Consider the following 13,026-nt stretch of genomic DNA (forward strand, 5'->3'; position numbering starts at 1 on the left):
GTGCGCCATGGATGTTTCCGGTCGGCATTCCCGATCTCCGTGTTTCCCAGGGCGGGGAGTATCCCCCTTCAGGTCCTTACGCCGTGAAGCACGGGTTCGTTACAAAGCCGGCGCTGGCGAAACACACGGACGCCGGACGCGGGATACCGAATGGCCACGCAGGCCGGCTCTTGGCCGATCACGCCTTTGTGACCGACGGTGATTTCGCGATTCAGATCGGGTGCACTACAATGAAGCCTCGGCCTGACCGTCATCGCATCCGGACCGGGGGAGGAGCATGTGGGACCAGGGATTGGAGCAGGAATGGGCGGACCTGATGCGGATGGCGCTCGCAGGCGATTCCGGTGCCTACCGCCAGTTCCTGCTTTGCATCACTCCGCATCTGCGGGCGATGGCGCGATCACGCTGCCGGACACTGGGGGCACCGGACAGCGAGACCGAGGACATCGTGCAGGAGGTTCTGCTGGCGATCCATCTCAAGCGTGGGAGCTGGGATTCTTCACGGCCGATCGGTCCCTGGATCGGGGCGATCGTCCGCAATAAGATCATCGATGCGCTGCGCCGGAGGGGCCGGCGGACGAATGTGCCGATTGAGGACGTCATGGACACGTTAGCGGCCGAGGAGCAGGCCGAGGGCTTGACGCAGCTGGACATCGACAGCCATCTGGCCACCCTGAAGCGGCGCCAGCAGGACATCGTCCGCTCGATTTCGATCGAAGGCGACAGCATCCGCGAAACCGCCAACCGCTTCAAGATGACCGAGGGCGCGGTCCGCGTCGCGCTGCACCGGGCGCTGAAGTCCTTGGCGCAGCTGTGCCGGATCCAGTCGACATGAGGACGGAGGATTTGATCGACCGGCTGGCGCTCGACCCGCCGCCGCGTTTCGGCTTCGGTACGGTCTTCATGGCGGCGACCCTGCTGAGCATTTTCGTCGCCGGCGGCATCTTCCTCGCCGTGATCGGGGTCCGGCCGGACATCGGACGGGCGGCGGAGAGCGCAAGTTTCCTGTTCAAGTTTGTCGCGACGATGCCGCTGGCCCTGGGCGCCCTGGGTGTCGCCCTGCGCCTGAGCCGGCCGGGAATGACGGCTGGTGGTTGGCGGCTGGTGCTGGGCGCCGTTCCGATCCTCGTGACGGCTGCGGTCGCGCTGGAGCTTCATCAGGTCCCGGCGAGCCTTTGGCAGTCGCGCCTCGTCGGCACCAACGCCAGATTCTGCCTGAGCCTGATTCCTCTGATGGCCATTGGGCCGCTTGCCCTCCTGATCACCGTGATGCGGAGGGGCGCTCCGGAGCGGCCGGTGCTGGCGGGCGGGTTCGCCGGTCTGGCAGCGGGCGGCATTGCTGCCACTTTCTACGCGTTGCACTGCCCCGACGACAGTCCGCTTTTCGTGGCGGCTTGGTATTCCGCCGCTATCCTCGTCACGGGGGTTGCGGGCTGTCTCGCCGGACGTCGCTTCCTGAGATGGTGAAGCGCACTGGCGGTTCTGCGCAGGTACACGGATCCAACCGTCATTAAGGAAGCCGTTGTGATCGGTGCGCTGATCCTCCTTCCGAACCGGTTGCCGGCATCGTCGAGCTGCCTATGCTGAGTTGGGAGCGCCAAGCCGATGCCCTTGCTCGCCCCGGTGATCAGGAAACTGCGTTGCATCGTTGATCTCCAGCCCCCGCTCCGGTTCTGGAACGGAGGCGTTGCTGCAGGCGGGTGGATCGACAGGGATCAGGCGACCGTCGTCCGATTGGCGCTGCGCAGTGCCGGCAGCATGTCCTCGGGTTCGGGGCGGCGGGTGTAGTCCGGGTTAACCTCGGCGTAGAGGATTGTTCCGTCCTGCCCGATGACGAAGCGGGCCGGCATCGGCAGGGTCCAGCTTGGATCGCCGTTGAATACCGGCAGGTCGTTCTTCAGTCCCTTGTACAGCTCGACCAGATAGTCGGGCAGTTCGAAGCGCAGGCCGAACGCGGCTGCGACGTCGTTGCGCGGGTCCGACAGGATCGGGAAGCCGAGTGCGTTCTGGCGCACCGACTTGCGGCTGTTCGGGGCCCTCTGCGGCGAAATGGCGAGCAGGTTTGCTCCGAGGGACTGGAAGGTCGGCAGCGCCGCTTGCAGCGCCTGTAGCTCCATGTTGCAGTAGGGGCACCAGACGCCGCGGTAGAAACTGACCACCAGCGGCCCCTTCGCCAGCAGGGCGGCGGACGACACCGCCTCGCCGTCGGGGTCGTTGAGCATGAAAGTGGGAGCCTTGTCCCCGGCCTTGAGCGCAAGGCCGGCAGCGCCGGAGGCGATCAGTTCGGTGGTGGCGCTATGCATCGTCTCGATCACCGAGCGGGGGACATTATAGGGCGGCTTGCCCGCCTGGAAATCGGCCTTGAAGGCGTCGAGCTTTTCCTGGAGCGACATGGAGAAGTCCTTCTTATGAAATGGAGGGAAACGGATCAGCTGTTCGGGGCGGCGGAGCGGGCGATCTCGGCCGCGCTGATGCCTTCCAGCGCCAGGCCGTGACCGGCGCCTTCATCGACGATCCGGCGCAGCTTCTGCGTCAGCGCGATGTGCGTGTAGCGGCTGGTGAGCAGCGGCAAGGCGGCCAGTCCTTCAGCGATCTCATTCGCTCGTACGAGCAACTGGCCGGAGGGCACGATCTCGTTGACGGGGCCCCAGTCCTTGGCGGTTTGGGCGTCGCAAATGCATAAAGCTCGATCATGGTTCGCTTCTTCCTTGCAGCGTCGCCGCCGATGGGAGAGTTATCGCCATTCCAAATTCCGGCCGGCAGTCCGGCCGGAGCAATAACGGTAATTCCTGTCAGGAATAACGATGGACCGATTGCAGGCGATGGCCAGCTTCGTGCGGGTGGTGGAGACCGGCTCCTTCTCGGGTGCGGCCCGGCAACTGGGGGTGGGCCAGCCGGCCATCTCCAAGACGATCGCGCAACTGGAGGAGCGGTTGCAGGTGCGCCTGCTGCTGCGGTCGACACATGGCCTGACGCCCACCGAAGCGGGGCTGCGCTTTTATGAGCGCGCACGCCTCGCCATCCGGGAAGTTGATGAAGCGGAGCTGGAGGCGCGGGGTGCCGGGGCTGGACTGTCGGGCCGGCTGCGCATCTGCGCCGCGACCACCTTCGCCCGCCTGCTGATCGTGCCGCGCCTGCCCGATTTCTTGAACCGCCATCCGGAGCTGGACATGGAAGTGATCCTGGACGACCGGGTGATCGATCTGGTGTCCGAGGGGATCGACGTCGCGTTGCGCATGGGCACGCTGTCGGACTCGACGGCGGTGGCGCGGCGGATCGCCAACGGTGGCCGCTCTGTCGTGGCAACGCCTGCCTATCTTGCCCGAGCGGGCGTGCCGCAGACCCCGGCCGATCTCGCCGATCATGACGCGGTGGTCTACAGCCAGCTCAGCAACAGCTGGGCGTTCCGGCAGGGCGGAACCGAAGCATCGGTCGTGGTGCGCGGCCGACTGCGGGTCAGCGCGGCGGAAGGGATCCGGGCGGCGGTGCTGGCCGATCTGGGGCTGGCGGTCGCATCCGACTGGATGTTCGGTCCCGAGCTTGCCGACGGATCGGTACGACGGGTGCTGGAAGACTGGACGCTACCGCCGATCGACCTGTGGGCGGTGTTCCCCACCGGCCGGCTGGCCAGCACCAAGGCGCGCGCCTTCGCGGAATTCGTCGCCACCATCGTGAACGGCGATGGTGCGTCGGCGGAGGAGGTGGAGTTGGGGGGAGGCCATTCCCAGCGGGATCATTCCCAGGAGGCATAGGCATTAGTCGCGTGGCCCACCTACGCGGCGTTCTGGGAATGGGTCATGGTCCGATCCGTCGAACGCAACCGACGGAACAAGGAACCGCTCCATGACCAAGTTTACCAGCCATACGCTTGATACCGCCCCGGATGCCGCAAAGCCAATTTTCGAGGGCGTGAAGGCCGCTTTCGGCTTTGTGCCCAACCTGCAGTCCTATATGGCGGAATCGCCGGAATTGCTGGCCGGCTACACGGCGCTGTGGGACCTGTTCTCCAAGACTACGCTCAGCACCCATGAGCAGCAGGTCGTCTATCTGACCGCCAATTTCGAGAACGAGTGCCACTACTGCATGGCCGGCCATACCACGCTCGCCCGGATGCAGAAGATGGGCGAGGACGTGATCGCCGCACTGCGCGCCGGCAGCGAACTGCCCGATGCCACGCTGGAGGCGCTGCACCGCTTCGCCACGCTGGTGGTGCGCAATCGCGGCTGGGTCGACGACGCGGAGGTCGATGCCTTCCTGGCGGCCGGCTTCACCCGCCGCAACGTCCTGGAAGTGGTGCTCGGCGTCGCCACCAAGGTGATGAGCAACTACACCAACCACATCACCCACACGCCGCTCGATGCCTTCATGAAGGGCAACGAGTGGAGCAAGCCCGCCATCGACTGATGCAAGGCGGAGCGCTGTTCTCGCCGCCCACCCGACAGGTCCCGTCACTGAACCGATTTACACGGAGCTGACATGATTCTTTCTGGAAAACGCGCGCTGATCACCGGCGGCTCCAGCGGTATCGGCTTTGCCGCCGCCCGGGCGCTGGGCGATAAGGGAGTGGCCCTTGCCATCACCGGTCGGCGCCCCGATCGGCTTGCCGCCGCGGTCGACGCCTTGCAGAAGGCTGGAGCGTCGGTGACCGGCATCGTGGCCGATGTGGCCACCGCCGACGGGCGCAAGCAGACGCTCGAACGCGCACTCGGCGCACTGGGCGGGCTCGACATTCTGGTCAACAACGCCGGCGGCGTTCGCGCCGGGCGGCTGGAGCAGGTCACGGAGGAGGACATCCTCGCGATGATTGCCGTCGACCTGACCGCGCCTATCCTGTTGACGCGGGCCGCCCTTCCGGTGCTGCGTTCCGGCGGCGAAGGGCTGGTGGTGAACATATCGTCGGGGCTGGGGCTCGTCGGCGCGCCATTCTATGCCACTTACGCCGGCGCCAAAGCGGGCCTGGCACGGTTCGGTGAAGCCTTGCGCCGGGAACTGAAGGGCGAAGGCATCCATGTGCTGACCGTTTATCCCGGCGCCACCGACACCCCGATGATGGCGTCGAACAACGCCGGTCCGGAACTGGGCTTCACCCGCGAAAGTGCGGAAGCTGTGGCTGCGGCCATCGTGGCGGCGATCGAAACGGAGGCGCTGGAGGTGATCCGCGGCGGCGAAGTGCGGGCGGCGATGATCGCGCTCAACCGAGACGACCCGCTGGCCATCGATGCGCGGTTCCTCGACCTCAAGGTCCGCCTTGAGGCGGCGGTCAAGGAGCATGCCGCCTTGTGAGCAAGGAGCGGCAGCGGGGGTGGCGATCAAACCGCTCCCGGCTGATCCTTCATAAGTGCCTCTACGCCACTTCTGCAGGCGTTGGCTTTGTGGTGGCGCACTGATGCCTTCAATTCCGGTTATCGGAAACCCTCACATTCCTGTCTGTCAAAGGGTGGGAGCAAGGGGCTGGCCTTGTTGCCAAGCCACGATCCGATCGAGGTTGAGAGCGGCCGCACTGGCCAGATGCTGGCAATGGACTTTGGCGAGCCCACGATATCGGGCACGCCGCGGACCGAAGGAGCGAACAGCGGCATCAAGGCGGCGGTCAGCGGCTCGCCGCGCTGCGCGACATGCTCGCCATCGCCTCATTCATGATGTCCACCCGACGTTCTTCGGCATCGTCAGTTCAGACATGGCGTGACACCTGACGGAATCCTGCTGGCGGTCTACACCGCATTTCACCAAACGATGCACGGACCAAATTGCCTGCCTTGACAGGTAATTTATAACTTATAAGATTGCCGCATCGGATGGTCTGGTGCGGCGCGATGCCACCGGCCTTCCGGGTTCCACACAATTTCCGGGATCCAAGTGAGGAGGGTCGGATGACGACGAGACGGGCAGGGCGCCTTGGCGTGCCCATGATGTTCGCCATGCTGATTGCGTCCGGGTCGTCGCATGCGCGCGACCTGACCGTCGTCGGCTTCGGCGGATCGTTGCAGGACGCGATGCGCACCGCCTATTTCGAGCCTTTTGCCAAGCGGTCGGGCGCGCCGCTGATCGAGGAATCCTATACCGGCGGCATCGCCAAGCTGAAGGCGATGAACCAGTCGCGGACGGTCACCTGGGACGTCCTACAGATGGACGAGAACGAGATGACGCTGGCCTGCGACGAGGGGCTTCTCGAACCCTTCGATTGGAAAAGCCAGCCGAACGCCGCCGACATCCTCCCGCAGGTCAAGGCGCCCTGCGGCGTCGGCGCCTTCGTCTGGTCGAAGGTGCTGGCCTTCGATCCGGCCAAGACCCCCGGCGTGACATCCTGGGCCGATTTCTGGGATCTCAAGCGATGGCCGGGCGAGCGCGGCTTGCGCAAGCAGGCGCGCATGACGCTGGAGATCGCCCTGCTGGCCGACGGCGTCGCCCCCGACAAGCTTTATGAGACGCTGGGCACCAAGGCCGGGGTGGATCGTGCCTTCGCCAAGCTGGACCAGATCAAGCCGCACATCCGCTGGTGGGTCAGCGGCGCGCAACCGGTGGAATGGCTCGCCGCCGGCAACGTCGTCATGACCTCCGCCTACAATGGGCGGGTCGCCGCCGCCAACAAGGACGGGCGGAACTTCACCATGCTGTGGACGCAGCAGCTCTATTCCGCCGATTACTGGACGATCCCCAAGGGCACCGACAAGCTGGCGGCGGCCAGGGAGCTTGTTGCCTACATGACCAGCCCGGACGTGCAGAAGCGCTTTGCCGAAACGATCCCCTACGGCGTCACCAACAACCGCGCCTCCGCCCTGATCGACCCGAAAATCCAGTCGGACCTGCCGACCGCTCCGCAGAACATGGCGCGCGCGCTGATGATCGACACCCCCTTCTGGGTGAACAACGAAGACGAATTGCAGCAGCGCTTCGAGCGCTGGGTCGCCCAATAGATCCGGGTTCACCGGACCGGGTGCAGCGTGGGCCGGGTGGACAGCCCGCCGCAAACAATTCCCTGAACAGGTGAGAGTCATGACGCTTTACGCAACGCGCATCGTCGGATGCGCGCTGGCGGCCGGACTTTGGTCCGCGCCGGCCCTGGCGCAATCTCCCGCGCAAACCGGACAATTGACCGTCGTCGGCGCCGGCGGCGTTCTGCAGGACGCCCAGCGCGCGGTGTTCTTCCGCCCCTTCGCCGATGTCGACAAGGTGCAGCTGACCGAGGATTCCTATTCCGGCCAGATGGCGAAGGTCCGCGCCATGGTCGACACCGGCAGCGTCAGCTGGGACGTGTTGCAGGTCGAACAGAACAGCCTGCTGAGCGGGTGCGAGGAGGGTCTGTTCGAGAAGATCGACTGGACCGCCGTCGGCGACCGCAGGGATTTCATCGACGAGGCTTACAGCGAGTGCGGCGTCGGTGCCTTCGTCTGGTCGATGGTGATGACCTACGACCGCACCCGCATCGCCGACGGTCCGACAAACTGGGCCGACTTCTGGAACGTGCAGCGCTGGCCGGGCAAGCGCGGCCTGCGCCAGACCGCCAAGATGACGCTGGAGATCGCCCTGCTGGCCGATGGCGTGCCGCGTGGCGAGGTTTACAAGCTGCTGGCGACGCCGGCCGGGGTCGACCGTGCCTTCGCATCGCTCGACCGGCTCAAGCCGGACATCCTGTGGTGGACCTCCGGCGCCGAACCGATCGAGCGGCTGGCGTCGGGCGATGTGGTCATGTCCGCCGCCTTCAACGGACGGGTTACGGCGGCCAACCAGGGCGGACGGACCTTCGCGCTTGCCTGGAACGGGCAGGTGCTGGGCGTCGATTATTGGGCGATCCCGAAGGGGGCGAAGAACCGCGCCACCGCGGAGCGCTTCATCTCCTTCGCCAGCCGGCCGGAGGTGCAGGCACGCTTTCCCAGCCACATCGCCTATGGCGTGACCAACCGCAAGGCCAACCTCGGCATCGACCCGGCGGTGGCTGCCGACCTGCCGACGAACCCTGCGAATTTCCAGCTGGCGGTCCCGCTCGACACCGCCTTCTGGGCCGACCATGGCGAGGCGCTGGAAGCGCGCTTCGCCAACTGGCGCTCCCGATGACCGGCGGGACGGAGCGATGACGCGCATGGCAAGCACCACTGAAACTCTGGACGGGACTTCGGCGCTGGCGCCGCCGTCCCTGTCGTCGCGTGCGAAGGCCCGGATGGTCTCGGCGCTGCTGATCGCACCGCTGGTCCTGTTCCTCACCCTGGTCTTCGTGCTGCCGCTGGGCGGCATGCTGTTCCACGCGGTGGAGAATGGCGAGGTGGGCGAGGCGCTGCCCGGCGTCGCCGCGGAAATGCGCGGCTGGACCGGCGAGGGCCTGCCGCCCGAAAGCGCCTATGCGGCACTGGCCCGCGACCTCAAAGCCGCCTATGGCGAACCCCGCCTGGGCGAGGCGAGCCGGCGCTTGAACTACGAACGGGCCGGCTACCGCGCGCTGCTGGCCAAGACCGCGCGCGCCGTCCGGACCGTCGACCGGCCGCAGGCGGGCTGGACGGCGGAGCTGACCGCCATCGACACGCGCTGGAGCGAGCCTGCCACCTGGGCGGCGCTGCGCCGGGCCAGCCCTCCGCTGACGTCCTATTACCTGCTGACGGCGCTCGACCTGCGGATGGACGACAGCGGGTCCATTGTGCGGGCTCCGGCGGAGGAGCGCATCTACATCGACACGCTGGGCCGCACCCTGTGGATCGGCTTCGTCACCACGCTTCTGTGCCTTGTGCTGGGCTTCCCGCTCGCCCATGCGCTGGTCAGCCTACCGCGCGGCTTCGCGTCGGTGCTGATGGTCTGCGTGCTGCTGCCCTTCTGGACCTCGCTTCTGGTGCGGACCAGCGCCTGGATCGTCGTTCTGCAGAAGGAGGGCGTGCTGAACGGGCTGCTCACCCGACTCGGCATTGTCGATGCGCCGCTGGAACTGGTGTTCAACCGCTTCGGCCTTTATGTCGCGATGGTGCATATCCTGCTGCCCTTCATGATCTTGCCTATCCTCAGCGTGATGAAGGGCATTTCGCCTTCCTACATGCGGGCCTCGGCCTCGCTGGGCGCCCATCCGGCGGTCGGCTTCCTCAAGGTCTATCTGCCAATGACGCTGCCGGGCGTCGGGGCGGGCTGCCTGATGACCTTCATCATCGGCGTCGGCTATTACATCACGCCCAGCTTGGTCGGCGGCGCCCGCGACCAGATGACCAGCTATTTCATCGCCTACTATGCGAACACCACAATCAACTGGGGCCTGTCGTCGGCGTTGGGGGGGATCCTGCTCCTCTGCATCATGCTGCTTTACGCGACGGTCGGACGCCTGATCGGCGTCGGCCGCATCGCCGGCATCCAATGAGGTCCCCGCTCCAGAGAGCAATCACGAGAGGCCGAACCATGCCCAGTCCGACCCGTGTTCTCCACTATACATTCTGCTGCGCGATGATGGTCTTCCTGGTGGGGCCGATCCTGGCGGTCATCCCGATTTCCTTCAGCTCCGCCGGCTTCCTGTCCTACCCGATCCCCGGCCTGTCGCTGCAATGGTACGACAAGGTGCTGGCGACCTCCGGCCCCTGGCTGCCGGCGTTGCGCAACAGCCTGATCGTCGGCACCGGCGCCATGGCGCTCGCCACGCTGTTGGGCACGCTGGCGGCGCTGGGGCTGGCGCGCAACGACCTGCCGGGACGCTCATTCCTGCTCGGTCTGCTGATCGCGCCGATGGTGGTGCCGGTGGTGATCAGCGGCGTCGCCATGTATTTCCTGTTCGCGCGGATCGGCCTGACGGCCTCCTATCTCGGGCTGATCCTGGCGCACGCGGTGCTGGGTGCACCCTTCGTCGTCATCACGGTGACGGCGACGCTGCGAAACTTCGACAGCACCCTGGTGCGGGCGGCCTACAGCCTGGGCGCCTCGCCGGTGCGGGCCTTCTTCACCGTGACCCTGCCGCTGATCCTGCCAGGCGTGCTGTCCGGCGGCCTGTTCGCCTTCATCTTTTCCTTTGACGAGGTGGTGGTGGCGCTGTTCATCGGCGGGCCGGCGCAGCGGACCCTGCCGCGCCAGATGTTCGACGGCATCCGCGACACCATCGACCCGTCCATCCTGGCGATGTCGACCCTGCTGGTCGGCGTCACCGTCGTCTTCATGGTTCTCCTGACCCGGCTGGGGCGGGGAACCGGTTCAAAGCCTGGGAGCAACGCATGATTATCGTTACCGGCGGCACGCACGGCATCGGCCGTGCCTGTGTGGAGCGCCTGACCGGCGACGGGCAAACCGTCCTCTTCACCGGCCGGGACGAGGCGGCCGGCGCCGACCTCGCCGGCCGCTGTCCGGGGGCCGTCTTCCAGCCGGGCGATGTCGCCTCGCCCGACGACTGCGCCCTTGCGGTCGAACGCGCGATGGAGCTTGGCGGCGGCCGCATCGACGGGCTGGTCAACAATGCCGGCATGTCGCGCCGCGTCGCCTTCGCCGAGGCGCTGGTGGAGGATTGGGATTTGGTGATGGCGGTGAACGCCCGCAGCGCCTTCCTGTTCACCCGCCTCGCCCTGCCGGGGCTGCGGGCGGCGGGCGGGGCGGTGGTCAATGTCGCCTCGGTCGCCGGCAAGATCGGCGAGGAGGGGCTGGCGATCTACTGCGCGTCGAAGGCGGCGGTGATCGGCATGACCCAGGCGCTGGCGCTGGAGTTCGGCGACGAGGTCCGCTTCAACGCCGTCTGCCCCGGCCAGATCGACACCCGCATGATGCAGGGCATCAAGACCCAGGAGATCAAGCGCCGCCGCCTGGAGCAGCGCATTCCCGCCGGCCGCTTCGGCGCGCCGGAGGAAGTCGCCGACGCGGTCGCCTGGCTGCTGTCGGAGCGGTCGAGCTACGTCAACGGCACCGTCCTGACCATCGACGGCGGCGAGACCGCCGGCATGCGGACGCCGCGCGGTCTGGACGAAGACTGAATAAAGGCTTTCCCCGGCGCCGGTCAGGCCGGCGTCAGGGACTGGCCGACCTTTTCCAGATACGGGATCAGGCTCTCGCCGCCGCGGACGATGTCGCGTTCGATGGCGGCCCGCGCGGCGGGGCCGTCTTGGGCGCGGAGTGCGGCGATCAGGGCCAGATGCTCGTCGGCACCGGCATAATCGTCGTGTTCGACATCGTTGTAGAACACGTTCAGGATCGGTCCCATCGACACCCACAGGCTTTCGATCTGGCCGACCAGCATCTCCATCCCCGACAGCCGGTAGACGGTGAAATGGAAGTCGCGGTTGTCCTGCAGCGCCGCCGCGACATCGCGGGCGCGCTCCGCCGCGTCGAACCGGGCATGCGCCTCGGTCAGCCGGGCGATGTCCGCCGCCGTCGCATGGGCGGCGCCGAGTTCCGCCGCCAGACCTTCCAGCGCGATGCGGATGGTGCGGATTTCCAGATAGCGCGACAGGCTGAGCCCCGGCACGCAGACGAAGCGGCCCGACCGCAGCTCCAGACCCTGTTCGCTGACCAGCCGCAGGCAGGCTTCGCGCACCGGCGTGATGCTGGTTCCCAACTCGTCCGCCAGATCCTGCATGACCAGCCGCTGGCCCGGCTTGAAGCTCCCCGCGATCAGCGCTTCGCGCACCGCCACATAGGACCGCGCCGACAGGTTTCCCGGTTCGATCGGCTGCATTCGCACGACGTCATCTCCTCACACACGGACGAACGGCAGGGGGCGATGCCTTGGGCACGCCTCCTGCCGTCCTATAAGCTATAACACAGAAAAGTCAGGCGCCGACCCGCATCGCCGGATGCAGCGCATGCAGCGTTTCGGCGATGGTGTCCAGCGTGCGGTCGATCAGCGCCTCGTCATGGGCGGTCGACAGGTAGAGGCGCTTCAGCGGCAGGGGCTGGAAGATGAACCGCTGCTCCACCAGACGCCGGCGGAAGGCGAGGTCGGCGGCGTTGTCGTTGCGCAGCAGATCCTCGTAGCGCTGGAAGGCGCCCTGGAAGAAATAGAGCAGCCACACCGAACCGTAGCCGGCCGGCTGCGCCGGAATCCCCAGCCGCTCCACGATGGCGGACAGGCCGTTTCGCATGCGGTCGCCGAGCGCGAACAGCCGCTCGTAGGTACCCGGCCGCTCCAGTTCGCCGATGGTCGCCAGCAGCGCCGCCAGCGACGGCGGCGTGCCGTTGAAGGTGCCGCCCATGAAGACCGCCCCCTCGCCGGTCCGTGCCAGCCGCTCCATCAGGTCGGCGCGGCCGGCGAGGATGCCGACCGGATGGCCGGAAGCCACCGCCTTGCCGAAGGTGGCGAGGTCGGGCGTCACCCCGGCGATGGACTGGTAGCCGCCCAGCGCGTGGCGGAAGCCGGTGATGACCTCGTCGAAGATCAGCACGGTGCCATGGTCGGCGGTCAGCCGGCGCAGGTCGCGCAGGAAGGCGTCATGGGCGATCACCGATCCCATATTGTGGGCGATCGGCTCGACGATCACCGCGGCGACCTCGCCCGGATGGGCGGTCAGGTAAACCTCGAACGCCTGGGCATCGTTGTAGGGCAGGACCATAGTGTGCCGCGCAGCGTCGAGCAGGATGCCGTCGCACACCGGGTCGTACTGCCCGATGCGCTCGGCGGGCGACTGCACGTTCATGGCGACGTAATCGTGCCAGCCGTGATAGCCGCCCTGGAACTTGATGACGGTGCGCCGCCCGGTGGCGGCCCGGGCCAGCCGCAGTGCGTGGTAGGTCGCCTCCGACCCGCTGCTGCAGAAGGCCACCCGGTCGGCGCAGGGGATCAGGCGGACCAGCGTTTCCGCCGCTTCGATCTCCAGGTCCAGCGCCGCGGCGCCGATCAGGTCGATGCGCTCGGACACCGCGGTCACACGGTCGCGCACAGCGGCGGCACAGTGACCCAGCATGTTGGCGCCGAAACCGCAGTGATAATCGACATGCTCGTTGCCGTCGGCATCATACAGGTACGGTCCGGCGGCGCGGACGAAGACATAAGGGTGGGCCAACTGGCGGCTGGGGCTGAGCAGTCCGCCGGGCATGACGGCCCGCGCCCGCGCGGTGAGCGCGGCGTTGTCGGTCTTGAGGGGCATGGTC

15 protein-coding genes are annotated in these 13,026 nt (G+C 66.8%); 10 read left to right on the plus strand and 5 right to left on the minus strand.

Translation table 11 applies throughout. The features are described from left to right. Positions 1-277: 277 nt before the first annotated feature. Together ABNQ39_RS27055 and ABNQ39_RS27060 are read left to right on the plus strand one after the other, a co-directional pair. Complete coding sequence (locus ABNQ39_RS27055; protein WP_376964302.1) at positions 278-835, plus strand: sigma-70 family RNA polymerase sigma factor; 558 nt, start codon at positions 278-280, stop codon at positions 833-835. A gap of 11 nt (positions 836-846) precedes the next feature. Continuing rightward, the gene (locus ABNQ39_RS27060; protein WP_376964305.1) at positions 847-1,467 is read left to right on the plus strand and encodes an NrsF family protein; all 621 of its coding nucleotides are present in this window, start codon (positions 847-849) and stop codon (positions 1,465-1,467) included. A gap of 248 nt (positions 1,468-1,715) precedes the next feature. On the opposite strand, the gene ABNQ39_RS27065 is transcribed toward ABNQ39_RS27060, so the two are convergent. Both ABNQ39_RS27065 and ABNQ39_RS27070 read right to left on the minus strand, forming a co-directional pair. After that, entirely contained in the window at positions 1,716-2,393 is a 678-nt protein-coding gene (locus ABNQ39_RS27065) for a peroxiredoxin-like family protein (RefSeq protein ID WP_376964308.1), read from the minus strand. 35 nt (positions 2,394-2,428) lie between these two features. Then, entirely contained in the window at positions 2,429-2,572 is a 144-nt protein-coding gene (locus ABNQ39_RS27070; protein ID WP_376964311.1) for a hypothetical protein, read from the minus strand. Between the two features lie 232 nt (positions 2,573-2,804). On the opposite strand from ABNQ39_RS27070, the gene ABNQ39_RS27075 reads away from it, so the two are divergent. From ABNQ39_RS27075 to ABNQ39_RS27085, 3 genes are all read left to right on the plus strand, one after another. After that, positions 2,805-3,752 carry a LysR family transcriptional regulator gene (locus tag ABNQ39_RS27075; RefSeq protein ID WP_376964314.1) on the plus strand — a complete coding sequence of 316 codons (948 nt, stop codon included), beginning with the start codon at positions 2,805-2,807 and terminating at the stop codon, positions 3,750-3,752. Between the two features lie 91 nt (positions 3,753-3,843). Further along, positions 3,844-4,404, plus strand: coding sequence for a carboxymuconolactone decarboxylase family protein (locus ABNQ39_RS27080; RefSeq protein WP_376964317.1), 561 nt, complete (start codon positions 3,844-3,846; stop codon positions 4,402-4,404). Between the two features lie 72 nt (positions 4,405-4,476). Continuing rightward, positions 4,477-5,283 carry an SDR family NAD(P)-dependent oxidoreductase gene (locus ABNQ39_RS27085; protein ID WP_376964320.1) on the plus strand — a complete coding sequence of 269 codons (807 nt, stop codon included), beginning with the start codon at positions 4,477-4,479 and terminating at the stop codon, positions 5,281-5,283. Between the two features lie 147 nt (positions 5,284-5,430). Here ABNQ39_RS27085 and ABNQ39_RS27090 read toward each other — a convergent pair whose 3' ends face one another. Then, a complete protein-coding gene (locus tag ABNQ39_RS27090) occupies positions 5,431-5,634 on the minus strand; it encodes a transposase (protein ID WP_376964323.1) in 204 nt (67 codons plus the stop codon). 236 nt (positions 5,635-5,870) lie between these two features. Between ABNQ39_RS27090 and ABNQ39_RS27095 the strand changes: the two genes are divergently transcribed. The 5 genes from ABNQ39_RS27095 to ABNQ39_RS27115 all read left to right on the plus strand — a co-directional run bounded on the left by ABNQ39_RS27095 (position 5,871) and on the right by ABNQ39_RS27115 (position 10,913). After that, on the plus strand, positions 5,871-6,914 hold the full coding sequence (locus ABNQ39_RS27095) for a polyamine ABC transporter substrate-binding protein (RefSeq protein ID WP_376964326.1): 1,044 nt from the start codon (positions 5,871-5,873) through the stop codon (positions 6,912-6,914). Between the two features lie 79 nt (positions 6,915-6,993). Further along, positions 6,994-8,052: an ABC transporter substrate-binding protein gene (locus ABNQ39_RS27100; RefSeq protein WP_376964329.1), complete on the plus strand. Its 1,059-nt coding sequence runs from the start codon at positions 6,994-6,996 to the stop codon at positions 8,050-8,052. A gap of 25 nt (positions 8,053-8,077) precedes the next feature. Then, positions 8,078-9,328 (plus strand): ABC transporter permease, encoded by a 1,251-nt coding sequence (locus tag ABNQ39_RS27105; RefSeq protein ID WP_376964332.1) that lies wholly within the window; start codon positions 8,078-8,080, stop codon positions 9,326-9,328. 38 nt (positions 9,329-9,366) lie between these two features. Then, positions 9,367-10,170: an ABC transporter permease gene (locus tag ABNQ39_RS27110; protein ID WP_376964335.1), complete on the plus strand. Its 804-nt coding sequence runs from the start codon at positions 9,367-9,369 to the stop codon at positions 10,168-10,170. Continuing rightward, entirely contained in the window at positions 10,167-10,913 is a 747-nt protein-coding gene (locus tag ABNQ39_RS27115; RefSeq protein WP_376964338.1) for an SDR family NAD(P)-dependent oxidoreductase, read from the plus strand. Before ABNQ39_RS27110 ends, ABNQ39_RS27115 begins: the two co-directional genes overlap by 4 nt. Positions 10,914-10,936: 23 nt before the next feature. Here ABNQ39_RS27115 and ABNQ39_RS27120 read toward each other — a convergent pair whose 3' ends face one another. Beyond that, on the minus strand, positions 10,937-11,614 hold the full coding sequence (locus ABNQ39_RS27120) for a GntR family transcriptional regulator (RefSeq protein ID WP_376965041.1): 678 nt from the start codon (positions 11,612-11,614) through the stop codon (positions 10,937-10,939). Between the two features lie 94 nt (positions 11,615-11,708). Next, entirely contained in the window at positions 11,709-13,022 is a 1,314-nt protein-coding gene (locus ABNQ39_RS27125) for an aspartate aminotransferase family protein (RefSeq protein ID WP_376964341.1), read from the minus strand. Positions 13,023-13,026 lie beyond the last annotated feature (4 nt).

The organism is Azospirillum sp. A26 (assembly GCF_042604635.1).
Classification (GTDB): Bacteria; Pseudomonadota; Alphaproteobacteria; order Azospirillales; family Azospirillaceae; genus Azospirillum; species Azospirillum palustre.

What these genes read in the sequence shown, in the direction of transcription:
- ABNQ39_RS27055 (WP_376964302.1), top strand. Translation starts at nt 278, where the DNA reads ATGTGGGACCAGGGATTGGAGCAGGAATGGGCGGACCTGATGCGGATG.
- ABNQ39_RS27065 (WP_376964308.1), bottom strand. Translation starts at nt 2,393, where the DNA reads ATGTCGCTCCAGGAAAAGCTCGACGCCTTCAAGGCCGATTTCCAGGCG.
- ABNQ39_RS27075 (WP_376964314.1), top strand. Translation starts at nt 2,805, where the DNA reads ATGGACCGATTGCAGGCGATGGCCAGCTTCGTGCGGGTGGTGGAGACC.
- ABNQ39_RS27080 (WP_376964317.1), top strand. Translation starts at nt 3,844, where the DNA reads ATGACCAAGTTTACCAGCCATACGCTTGATACCGCCCCGGATGCCGCA.
- ABNQ39_RS27085 (WP_376964320.1), top strand. Translation starts at nt 4,477, where the DNA reads ATGATTCTTTCTGGAAAACGCGCGCTGATCACCGGCGGCTCCAGCGGT.
- ABNQ39_RS27090 (WP_376964323.1), bottom strand. Translation starts at nt 5,634, where the DNA reads ATGAGGCGATGGCGAGCATGTCGCGCAGCGCGGCGAGCCGCTGACCGC.
- ABNQ39_RS27095 (WP_376964326.1), top strand. Translation starts at nt 5,871, where the DNA reads ATGACGACGAGACGGGCAGGGCGCCTTGGCGTGCCCATGATGTTCGCC.
- ABNQ39_RS27100 (WP_376964329.1), top strand. Translation starts at nt 6,994, where the DNA reads ATGACGCTTTACGCAACGCGCATCGTCGGATGCGCGCTGGCGGCCGGA.
- ABNQ39_RS27105 (WP_376964332.1), top strand. Translation starts at nt 8,078, where the DNA reads ATGGCAAGCACCACTGAAACTCTGGACGGGACTTCGGCGCTGGCGCCG.
- ABNQ39_RS27110 (WP_376964335.1), top strand. Translation starts at nt 9,367, where the DNA reads ATGCCCAGTCCGACCCGTGTTCTCCACTATACATTCTGCTGCGCGATG.
- ABNQ39_RS27115 (WP_376964338.1), top strand. Translation starts at nt 10,167, where the DNA reads ATGATTATCGTTACCGGCGGCACGCACGGCATCGGCCGTGCCTGTGTG.
- ABNQ39_RS27120 (WP_376965041.1), bottom strand. Translation starts at nt 11,614, where the DNA reads ATGCAGCCGATCGAACCGGGAAACCTGTCGGCGCGGTCCTATGTGGCG.
- ABNQ39_RS27125 (WP_376964341.1), bottom strand. Translation starts at nt 13,022, where the DNA reads ATGCCCCTCAAGACCGACAACGCCGCGCTCACCGCGCGGGCGCGGGCC.